Annotated in this window: 25 protein-coding genes; 10 read left to right on the top strand and 15 right to left on the bottom strand. The window is 59.5% G+C overall.

Translation table 11 applies throughout. From position 1 onward, the window contains the following. Positions 1 to 2 precede the first annotated feature (2 nt). Positions 3 to 611 carry a DUF4166 domain-containing protein gene (locus ACR2TX_RS05250; protein ID WP_077730813.1) on the top strand — a complete coding sequence of 203 codons (609 nt, stop codon included), beginning with the start codon at positions 3 to 5 and terminating at the stop codon, positions 609 to 611. A gap of 55 nt (positions 612 to 666) precedes the next feature. On the opposite strand, the gene ACR2TX_RS05245 is transcribed toward ACR2TX_RS05250, so the two are convergent. The 3 genes from ACR2TX_RS05245 to ACR2TX_RS05235 all read right to left on the bottom strand — a co-directional run bounded on the left by ACR2TX_RS05245 (position 667) and on the right by ACR2TX_RS05235 (position 3,997). After that, complete coding sequence (locus tag ACR2TX_RS05245) at positions 667 to 1,545, bottom strand: general secretion pathway protein GspB (protein WP_156881342.1); 879 nt, start codon at positions 1,543 to 1,545, stop codon at positions 667 to 669. Positions 1,546 to 1,561: 16 nt separating this feature from the next. Beyond that, positions 1,562 to 3,265 (bottom strand): AAA family ATPase, encoded by a 1,704-nt coding sequence (locus ACR2TX_RS05240; RefSeq protein WP_434131473.1) that lies wholly within the window; start codon positions 3,263 to 3,265, stop codon positions 1,562 to 1,564. A gap of 279 nt (positions 3,266 to 3,544) precedes the next feature. Next, a complete protein-coding gene (locus ACR2TX_RS05235) occupies positions 3,545 to 3,997 on the bottom strand; it encodes a hypothetical protein (protein ID WP_133718047.1) in 453 nt (150 codons plus the stop codon). A 252-nt stretch (positions 3,998 to 4,249) separates the two neighbouring features. Here ACR2TX_RS05235 and ACR2TX_RS05230 point away from each other — a divergent pair, with 252 nt between their 5' ends. Further along, positions 4,250 to 5,317, top strand: coding sequence for an extracellular catalytic domain type 2 short-chain-length polyhydroxyalkanoate depolymerase (locus ACR2TX_RS05230; RefSeq protein WP_434131472.1), 1,068 nt, complete (start codon positions 4,250 to 4,252; stop codon positions 5,315 to 5,317). Positions 5,318 to 5,523: 206 nt separating this feature from the next. Here ACR2TX_RS05230 and ACR2TX_RS05225 read toward each other — a convergent pair whose 3' ends face one another. Further along, positions 5,524 to 5,946: a glycine zipper family protein gene (locus tag ACR2TX_RS05225; protein WP_077730818.1), complete on the bottom strand. Its 423-nt coding sequence runs from the start codon at positions 5,944 to 5,946 to the stop codon at positions 5,524 to 5,526. Between the two features lie 318 nt (positions 5,947 to 6,264). Between ACR2TX_RS05225 and ACR2TX_RS05220 the strand changes: the two genes are divergently transcribed. Further along, the gene (locus tag ACR2TX_RS05220; protein WP_086133441.1) at positions 6,265 to 6,864 is read left to right on the top strand and encodes an OmpA family protein; all 600 of its coding nucleotides are present in this window, start codon (positions 6,265 to 6,267) and stop codon (positions 6,862 to 6,864) included. Positions 6,865 to 6,983: 119 nt separating this feature from the next. Here ACR2TX_RS05220 and ACR2TX_RS05215 read toward each other — a convergent pair whose 3' ends face one another. The 4 genes from ACR2TX_RS05215 to ACR2TX_RS05200 all read right to left on the bottom strand — a co-directional run bounded on the left by ACR2TX_RS05215 (position 6,984) and on the right by ACR2TX_RS05200 (position 11,082). After that, positions 6,984 to 7,817, bottom strand: coding sequence for an OBAP family protein (locus tag ACR2TX_RS05215; protein WP_077730893.1), 834 nt, complete (start codon positions 7,815 to 7,817; stop codon positions 6,984 to 6,986). Between the two features lie 365 nt (positions 7,818 to 8,182). Continuing rightward, on the bottom strand, positions 8,183 to 8,632 hold the full coding sequence (locus tag ACR2TX_RS05210) for a cache domain-containing protein (RefSeq protein WP_077730820.1): 450 nt from the start codon (positions 8,630 to 8,632) through the stop codon (positions 8,183 to 8,185). Positions 8,633 to 8,967: 335 nt separating this feature from the next. Further along, the gene (locus tag ACR2TX_RS05205; protein WP_434131471.1) at positions 8,968 to 10,101 is read right to left on the bottom strand and encodes a GNAT family N-acetyltransferase; all 1,134 of its coding nucleotides are present in this window, start codon (positions 10,099 to 10,101) and stop codon (positions 8,968 to 8,970) included. A gap of 672 nt (positions 10,102 to 10,773) precedes the next feature. Beyond that, positions 10,774 to 11,082, bottom strand: a complete 309-nt coding sequence (locus ACR2TX_RS05200) for a hypothetical protein (RefSeq protein WP_077730822.1) — start codon at positions 11,080 to 11,082, stop codon at positions 10,774 to 10,776. Positions 11,083 to 11,483: 401 nt separating this feature from the next. Here ACR2TX_RS05200 and ACR2TX_RS05195 point away from each other — a divergent pair, with 401 nt between their 5' ends. Next, on the top strand, positions 11,484 to 13,505 hold the full coding sequence (locus ACR2TX_RS05195; protein WP_434131469.1) for a PAS domain S-box protein: 2,022 nt from the start codon (positions 11,484 to 11,486) through the stop codon (positions 13,503 to 13,505). A gap of 183 nt (positions 13,506 to 13,688) precedes the next feature. Here the strand turns inward: ACR2TX_RS05195 and ACR2TX_RS05190 are convergent, their stop codons facing one another. Together ACR2TX_RS05190 and aqpZ are read right to left on the bottom strand one after the other, a co-directional pair. Continuing rightward, positions 13,689 to 13,871: a hypothetical protein gene (locus ACR2TX_RS05190; protein ID WP_077730824.1), complete on the bottom strand. Its 183-nt coding sequence runs from the start codon at positions 13,869 to 13,871 to the stop codon at positions 13,689 to 13,691. A gap of 997 nt (positions 13,872 to 14,868) precedes the next feature. Further along, positions 14,869 to 15,621, bottom strand: a complete 753-nt coding sequence (gene aqpZ / locus ACR2TX_RS05185; protein ID WP_077730894.1) for an aquaporin Z — start codon at positions 15,619 to 15,621, stop codon at positions 14,869 to 14,871. A gap of 190 nt (positions 15,622 to 15,811) precedes the next feature. Between aqpZ and ACR2TX_RS05180 the strand changes: the two genes are divergently transcribed. After that, a complete protein-coding gene (locus ACR2TX_RS05180) occupies positions 15,812 to 16,996 on the top strand; it encodes a hypothetical protein (protein WP_434131468.1) in 1,185 nt (394 codons plus the stop codon). 5 nt (positions 16,997 to 17,001) lie between these two features. Here ACR2TX_RS05180 and ACR2TX_RS05175 read toward each other — a convergent pair whose 3' ends face one another. Together ACR2TX_RS05175 and ACR2TX_RS05170 are read right to left on the bottom strand one after the other, a co-directional pair. Then, a complete protein-coding gene (locus ACR2TX_RS05175; RefSeq protein ID WP_077730826.1) occupies positions 17,002 to 17,286 on the bottom strand; it encodes a glycine zipper family protein in 285 nt (94 codons plus the stop codon). Between the two features lie 23 nt (positions 17,287 to 17,309). Then, complete coding sequence (locus ACR2TX_RS05170) at positions 17,310 to 17,729, bottom strand: Rap1a/Tai family immunity protein (RefSeq protein ID WP_077730895.1); 420 nt, start codon at positions 17,727 to 17,729, stop codon at positions 17,310 to 17,312. Between the two features lie 307 nt (positions 17,730 to 18,036). Between ACR2TX_RS05170 and ACR2TX_RS05165 the strand changes: the two genes are divergently transcribed. The 5 genes from ACR2TX_RS05165 (at position 18,037) to ACR2TX_RS05145 (ending at position 22,525) form a co-directional block, all read left to right on the top strand. Next, positions 18,037 to 18,474, top strand: coding sequence for a MerR family DNA-binding protein (locus ACR2TX_RS05165; RefSeq protein WP_077730827.1), 438 nt, complete (start codon positions 18,037 to 18,039; stop codon positions 18,472 to 18,474). Between the two features lie 10 nt (positions 18,475 to 18,484). Next, positions 18,485 to 18,991 carry a DUF4396 domain-containing protein gene (locus ACR2TX_RS05160; RefSeq protein ID WP_434131466.1) on the top strand — a complete coding sequence of 169 codons (507 nt, stop codon included), beginning with the start codon at positions 18,485 to 18,487 and terminating at the stop codon, positions 18,989 to 18,991. 36 nt (positions 18,992 to 19,027) lie between these two features. Then, positions 19,028 to 19,849, top strand: coding sequence for a class I SAM-dependent methyltransferase (locus tag ACR2TX_RS05155; RefSeq protein ID WP_434131465.1), 822 nt, complete (start codon positions 19,028 to 19,030; stop codon positions 19,847 to 19,849). 230 nt (positions 19,850 to 20,079) lie between these two features. Next, positions 20,080 to 21,807 (top strand): copper resistance system multicopper oxidase, encoded by a 1,728-nt coding sequence (locus ACR2TX_RS05150; protein WP_434131464.1) that lies wholly within the window; start codon positions 20,080 to 20,082, stop codon positions 21,805 to 21,807. Positions 21,808 to 21,811: 4 nt separating this feature from the next. Then, complete coding sequence (locus tag ACR2TX_RS05145; RefSeq protein WP_434131462.1) at positions 21,812 to 22,525, top strand: copper resistance protein B; 714 nt, start codon at positions 21,812 to 21,814, stop codon at positions 22,523 to 22,525. Positions 22,526 to 22,641: 116 nt separating this feature from the next. Here ACR2TX_RS05145 and ACR2TX_RS05140 read toward each other — a convergent pair whose 3' ends face one another. The 3 genes from ACR2TX_RS05140 to ACR2TX_RS05130 all read right to left on the bottom strand — a co-directional run bounded on the left by ACR2TX_RS05140 (position 22,642) and on the right by ACR2TX_RS05130 (position 25,269). Then, positions 22,642 to 23,838, bottom strand: a complete 1,197-nt coding sequence (locus tag ACR2TX_RS05140) for a hypothetical protein (RefSeq protein WP_434131461.1) — start codon at positions 23,836 to 23,838, stop codon at positions 22,642 to 22,644. Between the two features lie 373 nt (positions 23,839 to 24,211). Continuing rightward, positions 24,212 to 24,751, bottom strand: a complete 540-nt coding sequence (locus ACR2TX_RS05135; protein WP_156881976.1) for an IS630 family transposase — start codon at positions 24,749 to 24,751, stop codon at positions 24,212 to 24,214. Further along, a complete protein-coding gene (locus tag ACR2TX_RS05130; RefSeq protein WP_434111134.1) occupies positions 24,748 to 25,269 on the bottom strand; it encodes a helix-turn-helix domain-containing protein in 522 nt (173 codons plus the stop codon). Before ACR2TX_RS05130 ends, ACR2TX_RS05135 begins: the two co-directional genes overlap by 4 nt. Between the last annotated feature and the right edge of the window lie 14 nt (positions 25,270 to 25,283).

Genomic DNA, 25,283 nt, shown 5'->3' with positions numbered 1-25,283 from the left:
TTATGACCGTACGCCACATGCCCGTCGTTCGGCGGGTTCTCGGAGAAGAGCACTGGGCGCGGCTGGCTCCTGCCGTGCGCCGGCACTACGACCTCTCGCCATCATTTGCAGAAGACATGACTCTCGATGGTGTGATGGACGAGATTCGCCATGCGCCCCTGGTCAAGCCCTGGCTGATGCTTGCCCGTTGGTTCAAGGCCTTGGTGCCTTATCCGGGCGATAATGTTCCCGTCAAGGTTCGGAATAGAACCGACCCGACGACCCCCGACTCCCTCTACTGGCATCGCACCTTCTCTTTCCCGGACGGCCGAGTTACCGAATTTCTGTCCCGAATGGAACCGGCCGGCAGAGGCCAGATCGTCGAGATTCTGCGCTTCGGGGTCGGCATCCGCATGAGGCTCAGCGTCGAGGACGGGGCGCTGGTGTTCACCGGATTGCAGCACTGCTGGAAACTGGGGCCGATGATGATCGGAATTCCCAATTGGGCACTGCTCGGGGATGCCGTTATCGTCGAGAGTCCGGTATCCGATGACGAAGTGCGCCTGGATTTCGAGATCGTTCACCCCTGGTTCGGGCGAACCTTTTCCTATTGCGGCCGGTTTCGGATGTAACGTATGCGGGCATGGACGCTCATTGTTCGCCGGTGGCCCGGCGGGACCGAAGGCGTTACGGCCGCGGAATGCGGAATTTACGCCCTTCCGTCCGCAGCACCAGGCTGTCGGAGCGAATCTCCAGGAGTTCCGCGCCGCCTTGGATGCTGTCGCCCACCCGGTATTTTTTCATGTCGATGATCGCAAACCGCTCTTCCGGCTGTTCGGAGTAGGCGAATACGTTGATCGTGATAGGGCCCACCCGCTGCTGAAAATCGATGGGCAAGGCATGGATGAACGGAATCGCGGGTTCGTCCGCGAGAGGCTGGGGCGGCAGGTCGCGAGTTTCCGGCGCGCTTGCGGGAGCCCGAAAAGCGACCGGAGGGTTGGCGTTTTCGCTCGCAGCAGATTCCGTTAGAGGTTCCTGATCGATTGGTTGCCGGGTTTTTTCCGCCGGTTTGCCGAGCCGCTTTTCGGTTATCGGCGTCGGGGAGCGTTCCGTAGATTCTGAGGGTGCGGATTTGGGTTTGGAAGGCTTTGGGGGTGTAACCGGCGGATTGACGGGATTGTCGGCCTTCGCTTCTGGGCGTTGGGCTGCCGGTGGCATATCTCTCGCGGGCTGAGGGATTTCCTCTGGACTCGATATCACCGGGGCTGAATCCGATGGAACCGCCGTGACGCCGGGTGCGGCAGCGTTCTTAACCGCGGCGGGTTCAACGGTTGGTCCGGCCGATTCGGCCGCGGTGGGCTGCGTTACCGGTCCATTGTTTCCCCATCGAGTGAGCCAAAGATAGCCCAGGACGGCGCCGTTAAGCACGATGAGAAACGCTGCCGACCACGCCAGACCGCGGCGCCGCGGCGGTGCTTGATCGAGCGGGATGGGAACGGGCGGCGCGGCTTGGCCCGCTTGCCGTTCGCGTTCCGATTTTCGGAGTGCTTCGAGAATGTAGGACATCGGCGCTGTTCCGGTTTTATCGAGGACCTGAGGTTAACCTGGGAATGCCTGGATCATCGGCTCTCTTGGCAAGATAAATCATGGTATAGGGACCCGCTACGCCGTCCGGATTCAGCCCGTGTTCCACCTGAAAGGCGACCACGCGGGCCTTGAGTTTTGTGTCGAAATAGTCGTCGGCTCCGTCTTCAGCCGGTGCACGCAGCATCCGTCTCAACCACCTCACGGCTTCACCTTTGCTGCCCGCGACTAACGTTCTGGCGTCGCCCTTGGGCGGCTTCCAGAGCAAAGCGGCACCGCCCCGCCAAAATGGAAGAATGTCCGCGAGTTCGAAAGCATGGCGTTGAGTACCGAAGCTCAGCTCGATCTTGTCGTCGCGGATGCCGACCAGGACCGCATAGCGCTTCGTGCCGTCCGGCACTGCGAATTCCAGTACGGCCGGATGATCGAGGCTTCGCAGTTGGAACCAGTTGCCGTTGGTCGACAGACAGTGCAATCCCTTTTGTTCGGCAAATTGGCAAAAGTCGGTCGCGTCGACCGGCGGCTCGATTTGCCACAAAGCCAGGAGTCGGGCAAAAGCCTTGTCGCGGGTCAGGCCGGAGTCTGACATCAACTCGGCAAACACCGGCTCGGGAGCGCGCGCTGCGGTGGGGGGCGCGTCTGCGGTTTTCTCGGGCTCCGGGGCGCTTTTCGGCGCGGTTGAGGGCGCTGAAGGAACCGGGGCATCCGGCTTCGGCTGAACAATGGGCGGATCGTCGGCCAAAAGCGGACCCAGCAGAGCCGATAAGTGACGCGGTATGACAGCCGGGTCGGAACGGAGCGCAAGGCCTGCATAGATCGACCCGCAAACGGCGAGTACGGTCAGAAGGCCAAACGGCGTAACGGCTGAAAAGCGTACGGAGCGTGTAATGTCGGCTTTCGGCATCAGCTCGTTGGCGGCTTTCCGGGCAATTGCATAGCCCGCTTTGCTTTTTCCAAGGGTGTAAACGCCCAACAATGCCCGGTCGCAAATAAGATTAATGAGACGCGGAATTCCGCCCGACCGGCGACAGATTTCACCGACCGCCAGCCGGCTGAACAGCGTGTCTCTGGCGCCGCTGACGGCCAGGCGATGCCGGATGTAGGCCATCGTTTCCCGGAAATTCAGCGGACGCAGGTGAAACCGCGCGGAAATCCGTTGCGAAAGCTGCCGCAAGTTCGGCTGAGCCAAAAGAATGCCGAGTTCGGGTTGTCCGACCAGGATGATTTGCAGCAGCTTGGCCTGGTTGGTTTCGAGATTGGTAAGCAGCCGGATCTGTTCCAGCACTTCGAAGCTGAGGTTCTGCGCTTCGTCGATCAAAACGATGGTCCGTCGCCCCCGTGCGTGGATTTCGAGCAGATGCCGGTTCAGCAGGTCGATCAATTGCTTCAGGCTGGCCCGCTCTTCGGGATAAGCAATGTGCAGTTCGTCGCAAATGCTGGCGAGCAGTTCGCGGGGGTTCAGCCGCGGGTTGAAAATCAGGGCGAGATCGACGTCTTCGGGCAGTTGGTCGAGCAGACAGCGGCACAAAGTGGTTTTTCCCGTGCCGACTTCGCCCGTCAGCACGACGAATCCCCCGCCGACACTGATCCCGTACAAAAGATGAGCCAGCGCCTCTTGGTGCTGGGGACTCAGATAGAGATAGCGCGGATTCGGGGCAATGGAAAAGGGGGGCTCGCTGAGCTGAAAATACGGCGCGTACATGATGGTGAGCGAGTTCCCCTAGTGCCATTTGGATTGCGATTCTGATCCGACGATATCATTGCGTCGAAGGGGACTGTCAAGTTTATGTACCCCAAACGGTGCTTCCCCGGAAATCCTGGTCTTAGAGCCTATCTCAGTAGGCCGTTCGCTCTGAGCCCTTCGACGGGCCTGTCCTGAGCCCTTCGACTTAGCTCAGGACAGGCCCGTCGAAGGGTTTGGGACTTACTGGCATAGGCTCTTAGCTCTGAGCCCTTCCACCCGCTCCGAGATTCGAAGCTTCTACGGCTCGGAACCCGAAGATCGAGCCATCATCCAGATCAGCATCTCCTCGCTAACATCGTCGGCTGCCGCTGATTCGGGTGATTGCTGAGTAACTAATGATTCCGCCTTCCGCAATTGCAGGAGGTGCTCGACGGCCTCGTTGATCGTCATTCGCTGTTCCTTGGCCAGCTTGGCCAAGGCGGCGTAGGTGCTTTTCTTGAGGCTCAACCGCTGCAAGTTCTCCGAGCACCGGCGCTGGTTCAGGGCGTTCTGCAGGCGTTTCCAGCCGGTGTCGTTCAGATGGCGTCCAATCCACGCGTTCAATTGGTGGTGATCCGAACAGAGATCGAGCTGTTCGGCTGCGACGCGATCGTGAGTTACTAATATTTCCGGCGCCTTATCGGGTTCTTTGAGCATACGCCGCAAGTAACTCAGCGCCGCCGCGTATTTTTCCGGTTTGAGTCCGCGCATGGATAGCCCTCATTAGTTACTCATTTTTGTGGAAACATTCCAACTGAAGCCGTGAGTTCAAATTTGTGAGTAACTCATGAGTATTAAGGCCAAGTTCGGATGAGAGGTCAATCCTCCGCTTAAACAGGGCCGGGAAAAAACGGCCTTCGTGGCTGTCGTATAAAGAATGGCGCAGCGGGCGCCAAAATCGGGCTAATCCGCCGTATCGTGCTGTGGAGAGCGACCGAATACGAGCACAGGGAGAACGACATCATGGACGGTTTCAGCGTGTTGCGAAATATTGGCGGAATGCTATTGACTGCCGGGCTGGCCATCTTGAGCGTGGGCGCGGATGCCGAAGCGGAGCGTCTACCCGCCTACGGCGTCGATCTTGAACAGACCTCGGTCTCGGGGATTTCCTCGGGCGCTTATCTGGCGGTGCAGTTCCATGTCGCCCATTCCGGTATCGTCCGCGGCGCCGGGGTCATCGCCGGCGGACCGTATTACTGCGCCGAGAACAACTCCGGCAGGGCAACACGGAACTGTATGAAACCCGATGAAACCCATCCTGTCCCCGATGCCGCGCATCTCAAGAATCTTACCGACCAGCTTGCGCAGTCCGGTGCCATCGACGATCCCGTTCAACTTCGGGCCGACCGGGTGTGGTTATTTTCCGGTACCGAAGATCGGGTCGTCGAACAGCCGGTGATGGACGCCTTGTTTCGTTATTACCGGTCTTATGTGGGCGATGACGGGATCGTCTACAAGAAAGACCTGGACGCAGGGCATGCCATGATTACGGAAACCGACGGAGCCGCCTGCTCCTATACGGGGCCTCCGTTCCTCAACGACTGCGACTACGATGCGGCAGGAGCTCTGCTGGCTCACAGCCATGGGCCGCTCGAAACGCCCGCCGCCGAGCCCGGCGGGCGTTTCGTCGCGTTCGATCAGAACGAATTTCTGCCCGACCGGAAGGCCCACGATCACAGCATGAGCGATTCGGGGATGGCGTATATTCCGGATTCGTGTAATACCAGGCGTTGCCGGGTGCATGTCGCCTTCCACGGCTGTTTGCAAAACGAGGATAAAGTCGGCGACGCCTTTTACCGGCAGGCGGGCTACAACCGCTGGGCCGACACCAACGATCTGATCGTCCTATATCCGCAGACGGAAGCGCGCTATGGCTGGGGATGGCCGTTCTGGACTTTGAATTTCGTATGGAATCCCAATGCCTGTTGGGACTGGTGGGGGTATGACAGCGCCGATTATCACACCAAGAACGGACCGCAGATCGAAGCGATCCGGGGCATGCTCGATAGACTGGCGGAAACGCGGCCGTGACGATGGGCGAGTGTATTATTAATCAGGCCCGTAAATACCCTCCTGGTATTTCGGGCCGCCGCCCAGGCCCGGTACACGCCCGGCCTGGACTCACGCGGCTTGTCGCCGCGCCGGGGCATCCCTGCCCCGGATTAACCCGGCCTATATTTATAGGCCGGGTTAATAAATCTTCCAATCATCGGCTTTCTGAAGGGAGAACCCGACGATCAGTCCCAACCGACGACGTCGTAACCGCGTTCCTGCAAGCATCGGTTCACGAACGACTGATAAGCGGGATCCGGCCCCGAGCGGCCGAACATGGATCGAATCAGCCCTGCCGCCGCGCCGCTCGCGGCGCCGATAGCAGAGCCGGCGCCGGCCGACCCGACCACGGCCCCGCCGACCGCCCCGGTCGCCGCGCCCATGGCGGCGCCGCCTACCGTGTTTCTGGCGGCCCGGCCGGCGCCGGTTGCGCGAGAGTCTGCGCCGGCCGCTTCGGCCAAGGACTTGCACTCGGCGATATCCTGATCGGCGGCAACTTGTCCTACATTCTGAAGATGCTCGTTGGGGTAGAGTACCGGTCTCGCGGTGGCGCAGCCGCCCAAGGCCGTCACCAGCGCGAGAACGATCAATCCAGCGGCGGGTTTCATACGTTATCCTCCATAGTCGGGCATTCCTTGCGGACCCAATGCGCTTTCTCGCCGTCCGTCATCTTTAGAGGGAGACAGTATTGTCGGTGCTTAATTCCCTTTCATTAAGGTCCCGCAATCGGGTCTCGAGACCGAATGGGAGTGTTCATGATTGTCGGATGATTCTTCCCATCACTTGGCGGGCAACTACGAGCCCCTGAAAAGGTCTGAACACAATGTAAGCCCTTGAAACGAATGTTGAAAGGAGATGCCGGAACGGTTGACCGATGTCGGCGATGTCCGACGATCCATCGAATACCGAGGTGACAGGAGGTTGTTATGAATAGGCGATGGCTTGCAATAGGCTTGTGCTCATTGATGGTGGTGGGCTGTGCGACCGATCCGCACACTGGTGAGAAGCGTCCGTTGGGCAAAGTCGTGGGCGTGGACCGCTCGGGACGAGCGATACGGCTGGCGCTCGAGGATGCCGGTGTAGAGGTGCAACGTACCACGGAAAACACTCTCGACTTGGATGTCCCGTTCGCATTCGGGTCCGCCAGCCTGACGCCGCAGGTGCAAAGCACGCTGAAATCGGTGGCCTCGGTTCTGAACCAATACCCTGAATCAACCGTCACCGTCACCGGACATGCCGACGACATCGGCTCGGACAAGGGCAACCAACGGCTCTCCGAGCAACGTGCCGGCACGGTAGCGGGTTACCTGACATCCAACGGAGTGAACGCCGCCCGCATTTCGCAAGAAGGCATGGGGGAGAGAATGCCGAAAACCGCGAGCACAGACGAGGCCGTCCGGGCGCAAAACCGGCGCGTGGAACTGACGATCGTAACCCATCGAGACGTTGGGAAGGAGACTTCAGCGCGTCCGCCTTCGGAAAGTCCGGCCGCGCCAAGGACTTATCCGCCGTCGGGAAGCGAATGAGTTATTCCTGCTGAACGGCTTGGCTTGTGGCTGAAGGGCGGTGAAGCCGGAGCGACTCGATCCGCCTCACCGCTCGTGTGAAGGCTCTCTGCGTACGACGGACGCTTTCACGCTTACGGTCAATTTCTGTCTGATAATCGGCCGTCCGGGTTCTTTTTTCTGGACAGCTTACTGTTCTTGTTTATAACGCCCGGAATGGATTTGGTCGGTCTCGGGAACTTCTTTTTCAAAACGTCTACGCCGCTTTGAGGTTTGGCCAAGGGAACAAGATCTTTTCGGTTGAGGCGTTCCTGAACGATGTCGGTCCCCATACGCCGGTCCCGCTCTTCGACCAAGCCGGGTAACGCCTCGCCGTCGCGATTGAACGACCATTCCAGGACAGGGCCGCCCAGAGGCATCCTGTCGCCGCGTTTTCCGAACGGCGCCGAGTTCCAGACATGCCAGGTCTTGCCGTAGCTGTTCATTTTTCCTCTCATGAGTTCTTTCTCGGCTGCGTCGGGTATCCCCGGCGCCGTGAGCTGGCCGGAAAGGATCTCGTAATTGTGGGGATGCCAGTATCTCTTTTCCTGCGCGGGCAGAGACTCGAACAGCGTTTCCGAGATAATGTACTCGATGCCGATCAGATTGGCGTCGGCGGTGTTGCCGTCGAACAGCACGCACTGGGCAAAGTCCTCGTTGACTTGCCGGCAATAATGATGCGCCTCCATCTGATGGGATGGGTCCCTCTTGGCGACGTGGAAACCCGATAGATAGATATCCATCGGACGCAGGGGCGATTGGGTTTGCAGCATGGCAGCCCCGGATTCGAGCGCTCGGGTTTTTGTGGTTTTTTCCCGTCCTTCGGGTTGCACGCCGGGGGGCTTTTTCTTCGTGCTTTCACAGCCGGATATCACGGCTGCGAGTCCGAGCGCTGCGAGTATACCAATAGCATTGCCCAATGCCGGTTTGGCCATATTGTCCCTCCCAAAGAATTCGCCGATAACCCCCATGGGATTGTTCCTTTTCCCTCCGGATGGCAACAATAAGTGAATATACCTAAGATTGATATTTAGCCAGCGGCTTTTCACTGTCTGATCAGCTATTCGTCTCCGTCGCATGCCTGACATGCGAATGCCAGCGTCAGATAGGAAAGAAGTACGTCCGCAAAAGCTCGTAACAGAAAATCTTGCCTGCGCCGCAATGGCTTAGCCGGCCAGGAGGGACCCGCCTTGGACAGGCGCTTGCGGCCCCATCCAAGTTCCTCGCCCTTTGTGCTAGGTGGCGACCCCCATAGAGACGGCATGGCACGCTCTCCTTTCGGCGAGTTTGAGGCGACTCTTTATTGCTTGTAATAACCGACTCCACATACCTGGTCGTCCACCTTGGTCACGTAGCTCACTTTCGGAATCGACTGGGTGCCAGGAGCGCGCGGCCACACATAGGTCACTTCCTTGATCTTGCCTTCCTCCGCGATCTTGAACATTTCCGTGCCGAAGGGTTTGCCGTTCTGATCCTTCATCTCCTTGAGGTTCGTGCCGACTTCCGTTGGGTGGGCGGTAATGCGGCCATCCGGGCCGGCGCAGAACGGATAGAGGTCGCGATCCCGAAAACCGGCCTCGGCTTGGTTGAACTTGGCCAGAGCATCGGCCTTGTCCTTCTTGAGCTCGGCGACAGCCCTCTCCAGCATGGCACGGGCTTCCGCGGCAGTGCCATATTCCGCGGCGAAGGCGGCGCTCGATGCGATCGAGCCACTGAACAATGCTACGTATCCTAGGTGCTTGAGTTTCATAAGTCCTCTCCTTGAGTGGATAACGAAAAAGGCCTCTTGAGACTGATTGAAACGGCCGGTCACGTTTAGAGACCGATTGGTATGAGGGTTATCCCTGAGCGCATGCACCAGATCTTTGACCGGTTTACTCAAGAGGACGCACCGAGCCAAGCCGCCGAGATTGACCACCATCTCGTGAAACCAATCGATCCGAGGCTCTCACGCAAAGCGCGGGTAAAGCGGGCAGGACATTCCGTGCCCACCTTGCTCGGCTGGAACACGCGGGGTAGCGGCCACGGTATCCATCCGAACCTGTCTTGGGGGAACGGTCGTGGAGGATCGACGGTGCGATCTGCCTACCAGGGCTCCGGAGAGTTCACGTCCCAGGCATCCCCATCGGCATCGCCGAAGGTGAGATACCAGTTGCCAATGCTGGAGACGAAAGACCGCTCAAACTGCTGCTCCCACTTGCAGGCCATAAACGGCTCCGGTGTGCGTGCCCGCAGGAAGCCGGCGCGCCTAAGCTGTCGGATGAACGGTGGGTAGGTGCACATGATCTCCGCACAATCCACTCCGCTTCGCTTGAAATCCTGGAGGCACTGGTTCAGCAATCCCTCGAACGCTTCCGGCTCCCGAGGATCCGCGAGTATGTCGAGGATTTGGCCGCGGAGACGGTCCCCCGTTTTCGCTCGCTTGATCACGGCATACCCGCAGAGGGTATCCTGGTTATTGAACGCAGCATACCGCCGGTAGTTACTGAACGGACGCTCGACGAATTTCCAGTTGAGATACCAGTGGTCCCGGACGACCATCAGTCCGAAGGCGGGAGACACCCTAGAGAAAAACTCATCGAAGCGCTCGTCGAAATGCATCATGGGGATGATGGCTATCCGCCGCGGTATTCTGGCGCGAAGGGCGAGTTCCCCCACCCGAAGCGCACTCCGGGCCAGCAAAGAGAGTGTGGTGCGGGAAATGCGCCCGCCGACCCGTTGCCGGATGAAGGGTGCCGGATCGAGTATCTTGAAGTAGGGATAAAAGTCCGGGACGGGAAGCCATCCAGCCTTGAGGTAGAGGTGGCGATTGGGCTCGTTGAACCAGAGGGCACCGGCGAAATCGGTGGTCTGTTCGGCCACGCCACGAAGCAGGACCTTTCCGAGCCCCTTCCCTCGATACGCCTTTGCCAGCAGGTCGTCATGCGCCAGATATCCCGTCATCTGACGGCCTCTCAGAGAAAATCTGAGCGGCATGTGTCCGTGCATGCCGACGACCTGCCCGCCGTGAGTGAGGAGATAGTAAGGCGTACGCCCCTCCCGGAACGGATTCCTCTCGGTCAGCCATCGGAACAGGATCTGCCTCTTCTCGATGTGGTCTTCGTCGAAACGTTCCCGCCACAGCCGGACAATGCTTTCCAGATGCATTTCCTGGGCGCCGCTGCCCAGATATGGTTTCACGGACAGATCCACTCTGGCGAAATCTTGACTAACGGCCATTTTGCTCTCCTTCCTGGATGAGAAATGGGAAATCCAATCGGCTTGGCCACCTATTCGGCCGATGATGCGCGCGAGGCCATGTGCTTCCATTAAGCGCGATAGGTCTGGACTGACATTTAGAGCTACCCTTCGGCTTCACTTGAAACGGCAGACGCCGGGAGCATGCGATTTATCCGCTCCTCGGTCTTCGTAGGCGGCTAGGTCGAGAATGAAAGCGTCCTTGATCATCTGTCGCTCCCTGCCCAGAGCTCGGGCATCTAGTTGATCGCGGTCGTCTTCACCTGCTCCGAACGCCTCGGTCCACGGCTCGAAACGCCAGCCGAAGCGAAACGATGCCTTTTCTTATCGGGTTAGGCGTCACGATCTGGGCGGCGTCCTTCGCTTATCCATAGCGTCCTTTGGAACAAGTGTCGGCGGCCGGTCCCGCCGATCAGACCGACCCGTCAATCGAAGCGGGTGCTTGGTCGGAAAAGAACGAAGCCAGAACCCGAACGGCTGGTTGGGGCGGCGGTTCGGCCGGCCGGCTCGTCCTCCGGCGCGTGTCCCGTGGGAGCCCCATTAGACCGAATCTGATTCAGCCACAAAATAAGTACAAATCCTTGTCTCTCTGATAAGCCTTCGTAACAGACCAAGAAATCCGGCCGGAACCGGGTTCTGGCCGTGGAGCGAGGCTTATCGGTCGAACGTCTCCACGGTAATGCTGATTGCGGTGGTTGCGCCGAGCAACCAAATGGAATCCGTCATCTCGCCATGCTCACGAATCACCACGTCAATCGCGCTATCCAACTGCGCTTGGGTATCGCAGGCCCCGAGCGAGATGCCTTTCTCGAAATACCTGACGCCATGATGATCGGCCACGGGTTCGAGCCAGTAATAGCCGGGGCCTTCGAATTGCGCGTGCAATGGCGCCCTGTAGCAGCCGGCGTCATACCAGATACCGCCGACCCTGGCTCCATCGGTTCTGACCGTAATGGTGTTCATGACATTTACTCCTTTGAATTGGTGGACCGCTTTTCTGAGTCCGATTGATTTTTGACAAGCGCTCTTACCGAACGTTGGGTGCTTTTTCCAAAGCCATTCGGGTGACAGTACAGATAAGTATCCGATCGACGCAGCTCCGATTCGGCTGGGTGAAATCCGATCACGCGGGCTGCCGGCTATCCCGCCCAAGGTTTGCTCTGGAAACATTCCGGCAATGGCCGTTCGTGAAATTCAATTTTTTGAGTCCAATCCCCGGCGATCAGTGCAACCGTGGCCTTGAAACGAGTCTAAGGAGAACTTTTCAGTCCGCCGCCTCCTGGGGGAAGAACGGTACCCGTTGGGTGCGGCGGAAGTGGCTGGGATGCCCATGACGTTACTTAAGAGGAGACGGGGATCCCAGAATGACCACCATCAAAGACTTATCGGATGCCAAGCTTCTTCATAGCCTGGCAGCGTGCCGGGACTGCAGCGACGTTCAGCGGCTTCGAAACGAGCTGACGCGGACGATCCGTGAACTCCAGGCACAGGTGCGGGAATTGGAGGCCCAGAACCGCGAACTTCAGGAGGCCCAGCGGGCCCTTAAACGGTCCCGCAACCGCTATGCCGAGCTCTATGACGGGGCGCCGATCGGCTATGTGAGCCTGAACTCTGAGGGGGTGATCCGAGACATCAATATGGCCGGGGCGACAATGCTCGGCCGGGAGCGCACGCATCTGGTGGGCTCTCCCTTGCGCCGCTACGTGGCTCCCGAAGACCAATCCACACTTCTAACGCATCTCAAAGGCTGTCTGCAGCAGGAGCAAGCCATGGCGGAGCTGACCCTTCTAACATCAACGGGAGACCGCCTCGCCGTCCAGCTCGCCAGCCGGAAAACCTTCACCCATGACGCGGAGGAGGTCCGGTATTTGACGGCTCTCACCGACCTTACCGAGCGGATGCGCACGGATGCCTTGCAGCGCCAATGGGCGGCCATCGTGGAGTCTTCCGACGATGCCATACTCGGCAAGACCCTGGATGGAGTCATCACCGGCTGGAATGCCGGCGCGGAGCGGCTGTTCGGCTACGCCGCGGACGAAGCCATCGGCCGCCCCATCAGCTTCATCATTCCGCCCGAACGGCAGGCGGAGGATTTGGAGATTCTCATGAAAATCGGCCAGGGCCAGCGGGTTGATCACTATGAGACCGAGCGTCTCGGCAAGGACGGCCGAAGGATCGCCATCTCGCTCACCGTCTCGCCGCTGCAAGACGAACAGGGCCGAATCATGGGCGCGTCCACGATTGCCCGCGACATCACCGCGCGCAAAGCGGCCGAGCAGCAGCTCAAGGAGCGGGATGCCTTCGCCAAGAAGGTCCTGATGTCCTCTCTGAACGGCCTCTACATCTACGATGTGAAAGCCGGGCGGGATGTCTTCATCAATGCCCAGTGCACCGAGCTGACGGGCTATACCCTCGAGGACCTCCAGAGCCTGAGCGGGAAGGACTTTTTCAATCTGTTTCACCCTGACGACCAAGGCCGCATCATCGCCCATTTCAAGGCCTTGCTCGACACGGCCAATGGCGAAACACTGGAAATCGAGTACCGGATCAGAACCGCTGACGGCCGTTGGATCTGGTGTATTTCGCGAGATGGGGTGTTCGCCCGCGAGGCCGACGGATCGGTCCTGCAGATCATCGGCACCTTCCTGGACATCACCGAGCGCAAGCGAGCCGAAGAACTGCGCCTGGAATACGACCGCCGGAAGGATGAATTTCTGGCGATGCTGGGGCATGAGCTCCGCAATCCCTTGATGCCGATCCGGAATGCCGTCCACATCCAGCGCAAATTCGGCGCGTCGGAGCCCAAGTTGATCTGGGCCTGTGAGGTGATCGACCGTCAAGTCACCCAGTTGATCCGGCTGGTGGACGATCTCTTGGATGTGTCGCGGATCGTCCAAGGCAAGCTGGCACTGAAAAAAACGCCGGTGGAGCTCGCCGCCGTGATCGCCCAAGCCGTCGAAACCGCGCGGCCCTTCGTCGAGGCGCGGCGCCACGCCCTCACCATTTTCATCCCGGAAGACCCGATTCAGGTGGAGGGGGACAGCGTGCGCCTGGTTCAGGTCGTGTCGAACCTGCTCAACAACGCAGCAAAGTACACCTCGGAAGGCGGTCGGATCTGGCTGAGCCTAACTCGGGAGAACGGCGAGGCGGTCGTTTCGGTTCGGGATACGGGCGAAGGCATACCCGGCAAGTTGTTACCTCACCTCTTTACGCCCTTCACCCAGGCCGAGCGCACCGTGGACCGCGCTCAAGGCGGGTTGGGGCTCGGTCTGACCATCGTCAAGCGCATCGTAGAACTGCACGGCGGGTGGGTCGAAGCCGAAAGCGGAGGCTCCGGCCGAGGGAGTGAATTCATCGTGCGACTGCCCCTTTACCCCGATGTTTAGAGAAAGACAGACGCATGGCACCGTTCCGTATTGAATCCGCAGTTTGAAACCTCAGGCAGAGGTTCGGTAATCCCGACTTTTCATGCCTGCCGATCAAGTGATGGAAAATCCGGCCGTAGCCCGACCATAGGTCTTGCAGCTCGGGCTTGCCTTCGAGCCGACACTCGTTATGGATTGGCACGATCAGTCGATGGAAGCCACACCGTCGTGTAGCGCCAGGCATGCGCTGCAACCGCAGTCCTCGCCATCGCAGGGATCGGTACACTCCGCCGTGCACGTACAGGCGTGCGGCTGGGTCATGTACTTGGCTTGATACAAGCCGTTGGGCGGGTATCGCTTTTTCCCTTCGTCGGTCGGACCGTTCATGCCTCCTCCACAGTCTCCACAAAGGTCGATAACTTAGGCCCAGCGGGGTTTTCTGACTATCCGTAAGGTTCCATACCGAGAGTCGTTCGCTCGGCAACCGCCATGCCTTTGGTCTTGACTGTTATGGCAGTCATCACCTGCTCCGTTTGCTTAAACTCGGGAGAGATCGATACTGATGCAGCGTTCGACCCTAGAGCATTTTCCGATTCGGTGTCAGAGCGCCCGACAGGTAGGTCGGCAATCCCTTGCCGACCTACCGGCGCCGGAAAGCGGGCTTGGCCGAGAGAGGGAGAACATTGAGAACGTCCCCCGACGGGATCGGCCAAACTCGGTGAATGCAAGTTGGAGGCTTAGATCTGTTGCCGGATGGGTTTATGGCCTGCGGGAGCCGGTTTCAATCAACTCCTATTCCAGATCGCTTTCGATCAGAAATTCGTGTTTTGTAGGGTGGGTTAGGCGCCCATCAGCACTGACCGACCGCCGGTCACTGCACTTCGCGTGCGCCGTAACCCACCGAGCGACTTCCAATCGGTGGGTTACGCGGAGCCTGTCCCGAGCCCTTCGACGATGCTCAGGACAGGCTTGTCGAAGGGCCTGTCCCGAGCGGAGACTAGGGGCTAACCCACCATCGATGGGTTTCGCTTCGCTCTACCCATCCTACGATGAATATTCACTCGAATGCCGAATGGAATTACATGCGAACGGAAACCGCTCTAATTCCGGTGCGGCTTCACCCGTGTTTGAATAAGCTGGGGTGCTGCCTATGGCGGGTTGTGAACCGGTGGATCTCCGCTAAGCTGAAGATTAACCTCGATGTCAGTCCAGACCTGCGGGGATACCCGGCTCCGGCCGGGTTTTTTTATGGATTTCGGAGATGAATCGTCCCATGAATCAAAGCAAACGGGGATGGAACCGGGGCAACATCCTTGTGCGCCCGGCTGGCTTTAGAACTGTGCCGAAGTCAGCCCAAGCCGTCCGATTTTTGGGCCGCCTGCAGCTATGGAATCGTCTTCGGTCCCCGGGTTGCGGCGGCCGCCTGCCAATCCTCGCGATGGATGGTTGCCGACAACCAGCGGTGGACCAGTCCGGCGAGAACGGCTCCGATCAGGGGGGCGACCCAAAAGAGCCAGAGCTGGACTAGCGCCCAATCGCCCACGAACAACGCGGGGCCGGTGCTTCGGGCCGGATTCACCGAAGTGTTGGTCACCGGAATGCTCACCAGGTGAATCAGGGTGAGGCCCAAGCCGATGGCCAGCGGCGCGAACCCTTGAGGAGCGCGCGAGTCGGTGACGCCCAGTATGATCATGAGGAACATGAAGGTCATCACGACTTCCGTTAAAAAGCCCGCGCCCATGGAATATTCTCCGGGCGAATGTTCGCCGTAACCGTTGGCGGCGAATCCCGCGGCGACATCGAATCCGGCCTTTCCGCTCGCGATCAGATACAACACGCCGGCGCCGAGGATCGCGCCGAAAACCTGAGATGCAATGTACGGTGCTAGGTCGGACCCCGGTATGCGGCCTCCGGCCCAAAGACCGACGGAAACCGCCGGATTGAAATGGCCGCCGGAAATATGGCCCACGGCATAGGCCATGGTCAGCACGGTCAAACCGAATGCCAGGGATACGCCGAGCAATCCGATTCCGACATTCGGGAAGGCGGCGGCAAGAACGGCGCTGCCGCAGCCGCCGAAAACCAGCCAGAACGTTCCGATAAACTCCGCTGTACAGCGACGATAAATCGACCACATGATCAGTCCCTCCAAGGTTTTTTTCAAAACGAGCCGATTTCCGTTCCCGCCTCGAAAGCGGGGCGAGCGGTTACCTTTTTAGATCGCGGTTCGACCGCTAACTCACAGCATCCGACGAAAAATTTTCAGCGTCAATGTGATACCGTAGTTCCGGACAAAAAGTTCACCACGGCTATCAAGGGACGGTGGAATGGATCGACAGGAACCGGATCACGGCATTACACATTTGTTCGTGGGCAAGGACCCGTTCTTTCGCCTGCAACGGGCGATCGGGCTGGCACCGTCCCATGATTTGGGCGTAAAGCGGCGCGCCTTGTTCTTCGCGCTGTTGTGCTGGGTGCCCATCGTCGTCCCGGCCTCGCTCGCCGGTCGGGCATTCGGCGGCGAAATCTCGGAACCCTTGCTCCTTCACTTCGCCATTCATTCTCGTTGCCTGATCGCGATACCGCTCTTCATCATCGGCGAAAGCGCCCTTTTGCGCCTCGAATCGCTGATTCGCCATTTTGTCGTCTCGGGACTGGTCGGCGAATCTTCGATGCCGAAGTTCCGCGCGGCTTTGAATACCGCCGACCGCTTGCTGAATTCCTGGTGGATCTTCGCGATCCTCGTCAGCCTCGTGACAGCGAACGTGATTTTTGCCGTGCAGCAGTTCGAGCGGCTGCACGAGGCATCCTGGGCCATCGACCGGGATACCGACCCGATCGGGCTCATCTTCGCGGGATGGTGGTATCTCCTCGTGCTGCGCCCGATTTTCAGCTTCCTGATAGGGTTGTGGGTATGGCGCGTCGTGGTATTCGGGATTCTGTTGCTACGCGTTTCCAAGCTGGACCTCGAGCTCGTTCCGGTTCATCCGGACCGGGCCGGCGGCCTGGGTTTTCTCGGCATGGCCCCGCAGGTGTTTATTCCATTCATATTGGGCGTATCCATGGTGCTGGCCTCGCACTTCGCGCACAGCGTTCTTTACCACGGTGCGCGCGTGGAGTCCTTGAGGATGCCCATGGCGCTTTATGTGATGCTCGCACTGTCTCTGTGTTTAGGCCCGCTGCTGGTGCTCATCGGCAAGTTGAAACGCCTGCGGCGCAAGGCCCTGCTCGATTACGGCGCCTTGGCGGGACAGCACGGGAGACTGGTCGACCGCCGCTGGATCCGAGGAGAAACGGTTCGCGACGACGCTCTGCTCAATGCTCCGGAACTCGGCCCCGTGGCGGACGTGCGTTCCATGCACGAAGCCGTGAGTGCCGTTCGCATGGTGCCCATCGGCCGGCAAACCGTCATCACTCTGTTTGCGGCGGCGGCCTTGCCGATGGTGCCGGTGCTGGCCATCGAAATTCCCGTTATCGATCTCTTGAAAATGTTGGCGGGATATTTGTTTTGAGCCGGTCAAGGTGCGGTCGGGGCTGGTTGCTGGCGCCCCTGCTGATAACCCTGGCGGTAGGCACGCTCCTCGGCCTGTTTGTGCTGGTCGTACAGATAGCTGCCCACCAGTCCTGTGCCCGCGCCGATCGCCGCGCCCAGGCCCGCATTCCCGGCAATGGCGCCGATTGCCGCGCCTGCCGCCGCGGAACCGGTAGTGCCGCTCAACATCCGCTGCTCGCTGGGAGACATGCCGGCGCACCCCGATAACAAGGCTGCGCCCAAAAGACTCAAGAAAATTCGCGATTTCATCGCGGCCCTCGCTTGTCTGTGGATCAATCGGTCATGCCGGATCGAGCCGTTTTTTTACACGGCCATTTTTGGGTCATGAATCGGAACATCACATCCACCGGGCGCTCGTTGTTGTATTCCGGGTGAGCTTGCGCCCAGGAGACGAATTCCGCGATCGCCTGCTGCCGGGTCGGCTTCGGATCGGGAGGGCACACCAAGGGTTGGCTGTCGGGCCCGGAGTGCATGGACTCGTGATAGTGATATGCGCCCACCAGATAACCTGTACAAAAATGCACGGCGGCAACGTTCAGCGGATCGTCCCGGGGCGTGGTGCAAAGGTCGATCAGATCCTGGACGTTACGGACCAGGAAGTCCTCTTCCTCGGTGGCGGCCGAGGCATTCTGCAACTGGATCAGGGTTGCCAACAGCACCATTCCGGTGCTCACCAATCGCTTGAATCGCATGGATAAACCTCCTTGAAGCCATGTCTCGCCGGATATCGATCTCGGCCGGTATTCCGCTTCGAATCCGCCGGCCGCTGCGCATTCCTTCATCCGTAAACATTTCGACTTTTGTGGCGCCGGTGGAGTTCGAATAGCCTCGGCCCGACATGCGGAATTCCGAAGGCGAAAGCCGCGCCCAAACGAAATCGAAATCCCGTTCCGCCAAATCTCCCCGAATATTTGTAAATACCGCGACGGACGCTTGACTCTGGACTTGGGTCCAGGGTTTACGCTATCGACGCATGCACTGAGAAGAGGAGGGTGCTCCATGCTCACCATCGGGAAAGCTGCGGCTCAGGCCGGGATCAGCATCGATACGGTTCGCTTTTACGAGCGCGCCGGCCTTTTGAAAAAAACGACGCGCACGGCGGCCGGCTACCGGCTTTACCAGCCCGACGACGTGGATCGGCTGCGCTTTATCCGCCGGGCCAAGGCGCTCGGGTTTTCGCTGGAAGAAATCGCCGAACTGCTGGCGCTAAACGACGGCGTCGGCGAGCGCAGCGCGGTTCGGGCGATTGCCGAGCGCCGTCTCGCGGAACTGGAGCAAAAGATCGCCGAACTCGACCGGGTCCGCCGGACCCTGGCCGAACTCGTCCATGCCTGTGACGGCGCCGGTCCCGTATGCGGATGCCCGATCATCGAAGCGGTCCTCGGGGACAATACCCTCGAATCAAAGCGCGACAATGCCACGACATCAACATCATAAGGAGCGACTCATGAGCCATGATATTCATCACATACCCCTTCACGGCGGTGCCAGTTTTTCCACGGCGCACGCTCACCATCATGGAGCCAGCCGCTCTTCGCCGACGCATTTGGCGACTCACGCGACCGTTCATTGCCTGAGCGGTTGCGCCATCGGCGAATTCGTCGGGCTGGCCATCGGGGTGAGCTTGGGGTTGAATCCGTGGACCACCATGATGCTCGCCACGGTTCTGGGTTTCGTCAGCGGCTACGCCTTGGGCTTATGGCCCTTGGTCCGTCAAGGCTTCGGCTGGATTCGGGCGTTCCGCACGATCTGGATCGGCGAAACCGTGTCCATCGCGGTCATGGAGCTGGCGATGAATCTGACCGATTATCATCTAGGCGGCGTGCAAGCGGCCTCGATGCTCTCGTTCCGGTTCTGGCTGGGATATCTGGCGGCGTTGCCGGCCGGGTTCATCGCCGCATGGCCGGTGAACTACTGGCTTTTGGGCCGCAATCTCAAGCAGCGGTGTCATTAGTACTAATACAAGCTCAACCAAACTAGGGGAACAAACATGGTCACTCCTGACGAGGCAAAACACCGGGCGGCCACGGCCTATAACGCCGCCGCCGACCTATTCGATGCGCCGGAACTGGGATTTTGGGATTACCATGGACGGCGAACGATCGACCGGCTGGGTTTGCGGCCGGGAGCACGGGTGCTCGACCTCTGCTCCGGCAGCGGCGCCTCGGCCCTGCCGGCTGCCGAGCGGGTGGGGCCGGACGGCTTCGTTCTGGGCATCGACTTGGCCGAAAGGCTGTTGACGCTCGCCAGGGCCAAGGCCGCCAAGCGTGGACTAACCAATATTGAATTTCGGACTGGCGACATGCTCGACCTCGGTTTGCCGGCCGCCAGCTTCGACGCGGTGGTGTGCGTGTTCGGCATCTTTTTCGTGCCGGACATGGCGCAGGCGGTGCGCGAGTTGTGGCGCCTGGTTCGTCCGGGCGGCAAATTGGCGATAACCACCTGGGGACGGGACTTTTTCGAGCCGGCCGATAGTCTATTCTGGGATACCGTGCGCTCTGTCCGGCCGGATCTCTACAAGGGATTCAATCCCTGGGACCGGATCGACGATTCCATCGGGCTGCGCGCCATGCTCGCCGAAGGCGGTATCCGCGAAGCCGAGATACATACCGAAAACTACTCTCATCCGCTAAAGTCGCCCGACGATTGGTGGACCATCGCGCGCGGATGCGGCTATCGGGGCACGATCGATCTGCTTTCGCTCGAAGAGCAGGCGTTGGTCAGGGAAAGCAATCTGGGCCTACTTCGCGAGGGCAAAGTCTCCGGTATCGAAGCGAGTGCCTTGTACGCCATCGCCGTCAAGCAGAGTTAGAGATAGGCCGAAAACATGGTTCCGATTCCGTTTTCCGATATAGGGTGGGAGGCGCGCACTGCCACGAACCATGCCGTATCCGCCGGAGATGCCGAAGAAACTTTGCTGGTTACGTACGATGCGTGCCTAACCTGCTCTACATTGAAAGCTTTTTCGAGTTGAACGCGATGCTGTTGGCGGCCAAATCCCGAAGCGTTGAAATTCCCGAGAACACTTAGAGGCGAAAATCCGTGCAAACCGTAAATGCCATTATCCGGCAATGCCGAATCGCGGCCTTCTGGTTCGCGGTTCTGTCGGCGCCGCCGGTCCAGGCCGGAAGCTATGAGCTGGTCATAGACAAGAAAGCGGTGAATCTGACCGGACGGGAACGGACCGCCATCGCGGCCAACGGCTCATTGCCGGCGCCCACGCTGCGCTGGCGGGAAGGCGAGGAAGTCGCCTTGCGCGTGACCAACCGATTGGACGAGCCGACTTCTATCCACTGGCACGGCATCGTGCTGCCCTACGACATGGACGGCGTGCCCGGCATCAGCTTTCCCGGGATTCCGCCCGGCGAAACCTTTAGCTACCGCTTCAGGCTGAGCCAGAGCGGGACCTACTGGTATCACGGCCATTCGGCGATGCAGGAGCAACTTGGGCTGATGGGCGCGATCGTCATAGAGCCCGCGAAGGGCGAAGCTCACGCTTACGACCGCGAGTATACGGTGATGCTGTCCGACTGGTCCGACGAGAACCCGCACCGCGTGCTCGCGAAGCTGAAGAAGCAGAGCGACTACTACAACTTCCAGAAGCGCACCGTGTTCGATTTCTTCCGGGATCTGTCCGGCAAGGGCGTCAAGGAAACCATGGCCGACCGGCTGGCCTGGGGCGAGATGCGGATGGACCCTACCGACATCGCCGACGTCACCGGCTATACCTACACCTTCCTCGTCAACGGCCAAGGTCCCGAAGCCAACTGGACGGCTCTGTTCAAGCCGGGCGAGCGCATCCGGCTCCGTTTCGTCAACGCCGCGGCGATGACCCATTTCGACGTGAGAATACCGGGACTCAGGATGCGGGTCATCCAGGCGGACGGCCAGGACGTGGAGCCGGTCGAGGTGGACGAATTCCGTATCGCCGTCGCGGAGACCTATGATGTGCTGGTCGAGCCCCGCGAAGCGAAGGCTTACACCGTTTTCGCGGAAGCCATGGACCGCAGCGGTTATGCGAGAGCGACCCTGGCTCCCCGGCGCGGCATGAGGGCGGAGGTTCCGGCGCTACGGCCACGACCCTTGGTGACTTTGGCCGAGATGGCGGCGGCCCACGGCATGGAGCACGGTTCTGCGGCCGGCGGGCCGCACGCGGCCATGAAGCATACGCCGGAAAAGGAACATCGGACGAACGGGCATGAAGGTCACGATATGGCGGGCATGGATCATGCCGCGATGCCGGAGATGAATCACGCCATGTCTTCACACGCCGGTCACGAAGGCCACGCCATGGCGGAGCATGTCGAAGAACGCGCCGGCACGGGCCATCGGGTGCTATCGTATGCCGATCTCAAGAGCGCGGAGAAGCATGCGGACTGGCGCGAGCCCGACCGGGAAATCATTCTGCGCCTCACCGGTACCATGAACCGCTACATTTGGTCCATCAACGGCCAGAAGTACTCCGAGGCCGAGCCGATTCGCCTCAAGTACGGCGAACGGGTGCGCTTTACCTACATTAACGAGACCATGATGAACCACCCTCTGCATCTGCACGGCATGTGGCAGGACCTGGATAACGGCAAGGGGCCGTTCAATCCGCGCAAACACGTCGTAAACGTCAAGCCGGGCGAGACCGTGCACGTCGACGTGCCGGTCGACGCGCCGGGCGAGTGGGCGTTTCATTGCCATCTGGTCTATCACATGGAAACCGGGATGTTTCGAAAGATCATCGTGGAGCCTCCCGATACAGCTGCGAAAACGGGAGCTTGAGAAGGTGATTCCGAGTCTCGAACACCACCGTGTCCGGCGTTCCGTTCCGGTTTGTGCCGCGGCCATTTTGATGATGTTCGGGAGCGGCCGTGCGACCGCTCAGATGGACGATGCGATCTACAACTATCTTAGGTTCGAACGGTTCGAGTACGAGGGGAACGGGGACATTCACCTCTTCAAATGGGACATCGAAGGCTGGACCGGCAGCGACTACAACAAACTGTGGGTGAAAAGCGAGGGCGATTACGTCTTCGAACAGGACATTTTCGGGCGGGCCGACCTTCAGTTGCTCTACAGCCGCAACATCGCCACCTTCTGGGACGCCCAGATCGGCATCCGCCGCGCGTTCGAGCCGGAACGCACCTTCGACGGCGTCATCGGCATCCAGGGGCTCGCGCCTTATTTTTTCGAGACCGAGGCGGCGATGTTCATCAGCGAGAACGGCAATGTGCTCGGCCGCTTCAAGCTGGCCTATGAGCTTTTACTAACCCAACGCCTCATCGCCCAGCCACGCATCGAAATCAACGTGTCCGCGGACGACATCGAGAACCGCGGCGTAAAGGCCGGCATCACCGAATTCGAAGCGGGACTCAGGCTGCGCTACGAAATCGTGCGGGAATTCGCGCCTTATATCGGCTTCGATTACGTCGAGGAGCAGTCGCTTAGAGAGCACAAGCACAGCGTAAGGGCGGTGGCGGGTATAAGGGCCTGGTTTTAGAGCGTTAGTTTGGCGGTGATGATCGGGAAATTCGTAGGTCGGCAATCCCTTCCCAATCGCAAACGGTCGCTTTAGTCGCGACCCTTCCGACAAAGCCCCTTGCCAACCCAGCTACATTACTTGGCAATCGTGATGCTGGGTACGCCGAATTGGGGCAGTTCCGTTACCGTCATTTGGAACAATTGGGACAGCAAGCGAAAAGCTTCCCGGTTCCAGGGATAACCCAGGTCCGGACGCACGGCATAATAGCGGCCCTGGTATTTGACCGCCAAATCCACACCCGAGGGCGCGCTCTCCGACTCCAACACGCCCATGGCGCTGACCGGGTTCTCCGCTACCTCCGGCGTCCTAGTGTCCTTGGGCACGTCATACTCCTGCTCGTCCGCGATCCCGCGTCCCAGGAAATTCAGGACATTGTGGAAACTGCGCAACCGGAACTTCCCTTGTATGGGATATTCGCCGCCGGGATAATCGGCGCGAATATCGACGGTCAGTTCGTCGGACGCGCTGGTCTCCGCCGCTTCGTTGAGGCGAATGCGCTCGTCATTTGAAAGAAGATTAGGATCATAGTTCGTGATCACGATCCGTCCGGTCACCGGCTTCGACAGACGGTACAACTGTTTCGAGGCGTCATAATCTACCGCGAACTCCTTCTGCAACGCGGTCAGCGCTTCCGGCGTCACCTGATCGGCCGGATACTCAAAGCTTTGTCTGAACTGTAAAGGTTCTACGTAAAGCGCATTGCGATCCTGAATCGAGGACAGATGGAGAACGAGGCGTCGGAATGGCGCATAGCCCCGGTCGGACGGCCGGTTGTAAAACGCAACGACCTCGCCTTGGCGATACATCCGGAATTCGCTCGTGATGAGCCGCAGCACGAGATCGATGTCTGTCCCTTGCCGCAGGGGCATCGTCAGCTTGTTTTCCTGGATGGGCGTCAGCAGCCGTCTGGTGAATTCCTCACCCTCGATCGGCACGATGCTGATGGTCGGATTTTCCGCGGCACTGCCTCCGAAGAGGGGCATTAGCAAGCCGCCGTTATTGCCGGTCAGGGCCGGAGTAACGCCGGCGTTCACCTGAAAATTGAAGGTCGCCGCGATGTTCGAGACTCCGGTAAAGTGAATGGGATGATGATGGCGCGCCCGAGCGATATTCAAAAGCAACTGCCGGGAGAGGAGATCGGTTGTGACCTCGTCGTAGGCCATGACCGCGTGATTCAGTGTGACCGGAGACAGACAACCGGCAAGACCTCCGACTGCGAGGGCGACCAGAGCATACTGACCCAGCCTGGCTGGCCACGAAAAACAAAGCATATCACTCCCCCCTGAACGATGCATTTAATGGATAATCTAGAGCGTTTTCATCTCTGATGTACGCTCCAATAAGGAAGCTGCCTTCGGCAGCAAGTCAGTTTGAAGCGGGTCTCGCCCCGCTGGCGAGTTACTTTTCTTTGCGTGCCCAAAGAAAAGTAACCAAAAGAAAGGGCACCCGGATGGCGCGCTGATCCTGCGCGTCGCCGGCTGGAGCCGGGGGCGACAGAAGGCACTTCCTTGTGCCTCTGTCGCCGCACGCGATCCTTCGCGTGCCCCTACGGGCGATTCCGGCTCCAGCCGACGATGCTCGGGCGCGCCATACGGGAAAATTCAGTAATGCCGTACACCTGATTAGAAAATGCTCTAAGTACATTCATGAAACTTTTACGGCATAGGAACCGATAATCGAGAGCACCAGCTGTGGAGAGCGGTTGTGACGGTCGAAGAACTCGCGGGCGGCTTGGAGCAAGGCGGCTACCGTCTCGAAGAGTTCGCAATGGGTCACTTCGCGGCGGAAATGGCGCCACAGCATCTCGATCGGGTTGAGCCAAGGGCTATAGGTCGGCAAGTACAGCAGGACCAGTCGCCCGGCGGCTCCGCGCACGACCGCTTCGATCTCGTCGTCTTGATGCGTGTCGGCATTGTCCCACGCGACGTAAATCGTCCCCGTGGGATGCTGGTCCACTATGGCTTGCAGCAGTTCGGCCACCTCCCGACGGCGCTTGTGTCGTTTGAATAAGACCACGGTTTCACCGGTATGGTAATTCACCGCTCCCAACCCATAGCGCTTCTTAGGCTGACCTGGGGTCGGAATCATAATTTGCTGGCCTACCGGGCTCCACAACGCCGTCAAGGTAGGCAGCCAACTGAGGTTAAACTCGTCGGCGTAGTAAAACACATCGCCCGGTTTCAAGTGATCGCGGGTGTCTTCGACCGCTTTTTTTTCACCGCATAGTCTGGATCAGGGCTGCTGATCTTATGCTGCGGACGACTGAGCACAATCCCTTCGCGCTTCAAGGTTTGGCGCAGGGTTTCCAGAGCGATGCGAATCCCGGTTTGCTCGGCCAGGTAATCCACCAGCCGTTGCAGGGTCCATATGGAAAACGGCAGGTCCAAACTGCGCGGACGGCGCCGTACCGCCGCCACCAGGGCGGCCCGATACGCCGCCGTCACTTTGGCTTGCCGTCCCGCTCGCGGCGCATCTTTCAGCCCGTCCACGCCTTCGCTCTGATACCGTTTCAGCCACCGCACCACGGTGTCCTCGCTCTCCCGCACGATCCCCGCGATCTCCAGCGCTTTGAGACCCCGCTCGGCCGAGAGCAAGACCATCTGGGCACGAGTTCGGAGTCGTGGGTCCTTGGTCTTTCGATACAGGGTGTCTAACTCACTCTGTTGCGCTTTGCCCAACGGGGGGATCAGGATGGCTTTCATGCCTCCAGTGTACG

Source organism: Methylocaldum sp. GT1BB (assembly GCF_051027545.1).
Classification (GTDB): Bacteria; Pseudomonadota; Gammaproteobacteria; order Methylococcales; family Methylococcaceae; genus Methylocaldum.
The sequence above is the reverse complement of the archived record's forward strand: the minus strand, read 5'-3'. Positions and strand labels throughout refer to the sequence as shown.

What these genes read in the sequence shown, in the direction of transcription:
- ACR2TX_RS05250 (WP_077730813.1), top strand. Translation starts at nt 3, where the DNA reads ATGACCGTACGCCACATGCCCGTCGTTCGGCGGGTTCTCGGAGAAGAG.
- ACR2TX_RS05245 (WP_156881342.1), bottom strand. Translation starts at nt 1,545, where the DNA reads ATGTCCTACATTCTCGAAGCACTCCGAAAATCGGAACGCGAACGGCAA.
- ACR2TX_RS05240 (WP_434131473.1), bottom strand. Translation starts at nt 3,265, where the DNA reads ATGTACGCGCCGTATTTTCAGCTCAGCGAGCCCCCCTTTTCCATTGCC.
- ACR2TX_RS05235 (WP_133718047.1), bottom strand. Translation starts at nt 3,997, where the DNA reads ATGCGCGGACTCAAACCGGAAAAATACGCGGCGGCGCTGAGTTACTTG.
- ACR2TX_RS05230 (WP_434131472.1), top strand. Translation starts at nt 4,250, where the DNA reads ATGGACGGTTTCAGCGTGTTGCGAAATATTGGCGGAATGCTATTGACT.
- ACR2TX_RS05225 (WP_077730818.1), bottom strand. Translation starts at nt 5,946, where the DNA reads ATGAAACCCGCCGCTGGATTGATCGTTCTCGCGCTGGTGACGGCCTTG.
- ACR2TX_RS05220 (WP_086133441.1), top strand. Translation starts at nt 6,265, where the DNA reads ATGAATAGGCGATGGCTTGCAATAGGCTTGTGCTCATTGATGGTGGTG.
- ACR2TX_RS05215 (WP_077730893.1), bottom strand. Translation starts at nt 7,817, where the DNA reads ATGGCCAAACCGGCATTGGGCAATGCTATTGGTATACTCGCAGCGCTC.
- ACR2TX_RS05210 (WP_077730820.1), bottom strand. Translation starts at nt 8,632, where the DNA reads ATGAAACTCAAGCACCTAGGATACGTAGCATTGTTCAGTGGCTCGATC.
- ACR2TX_RS05205 (WP_434131471.1), bottom strand. Translation starts at nt 10,101, where the DNA reads ATGGCCGTTAGTCAAGATTTCGCCAGAGTGGATCTGTCCGTGAAACCA.
- ACR2TX_RS05200 (WP_077730822.1), bottom strand. Translation starts at nt 11,082, where the DNA reads ATGAACACCATTACGGTCAGAACCGATGGAGCCAGGGTCGGCGGTATC.
- ACR2TX_RS05195 (WP_434131469.1), top strand. Translation starts at nt 11,484, where the DNA reads ATGACCACCATCAAAGACTTATCGGATGCCAAGCTTCTTCATAGCCTG.
- ACR2TX_RS05190 (WP_077730824.1), bottom strand. Translation starts at nt 13,871, where the DNA reads ATGAACGGTCCGACCGACGAAGGGAAAAAGCGATACCCGCCCAACGGC.
- aqpZ (WP_077730894.1), bottom strand. Translation starts at nt 15,621, where the DNA reads ATGTGGTCGATTTATCGTCGCTGTACAGCGGAGTTTATCGGAACGTTC.
- ACR2TX_RS05180 (WP_434131468.1), top strand. Translation starts at nt 15,812, where the DNA reads ATGGATCGACAGGAACCGGATCACGGCATTACACATTTGTTCGTGGGC.
- ACR2TX_RS05175 (WP_077730826.1), bottom strand. Translation starts at nt 17,286, where the DNA reads ATGAAATCGCGAATTTTCTTGAGTCTTTTGGGCGCAGCCTTGTTATCG.
- ACR2TX_RS05170 (WP_077730895.1), bottom strand. Translation starts at nt 17,729, where the DNA reads ATGCGATTCAAGCGATTGGTGAGCACCGGAATGGTGCTGTTGGCAACC.
- ACR2TX_RS05165 (WP_077730827.1), top strand. Translation starts at nt 18,037, where the DNA reads ATGCTCACCATCGGGAAAGCTGCGGCTCAGGCCGGGATCAGCATCGAT.
- ACR2TX_RS05160 (WP_434131466.1), top strand. Translation starts at nt 18,485, where the DNA reads ATGAGCCATGATATTCATCACATACCCCTTCACGGCGGTGCCAGTTTT.
- ACR2TX_RS05155 (WP_434131465.1), top strand. Translation starts at nt 19,028, where the DNA reads ATGGTCACTCCTGACGAGGCAAAACACCGGGCGGCCACGGCCTATAAC.
- ACR2TX_RS05140 (WP_434131461.1), bottom strand. Translation starts at nt 23,838, where the DNA reads ATGCTTTGTTTTTCGTGGCCAGCCAGGCTGGGTCAGTATGCTCTGGTC.
- ACR2TX_RS05130 (WP_434111134.1), bottom strand. Translation starts at nt 25,269, where the DNA reads ATGAAAGCCATCCTGATCCCCCCGTTGGGCAAAGCGCAACAGAGTGAG.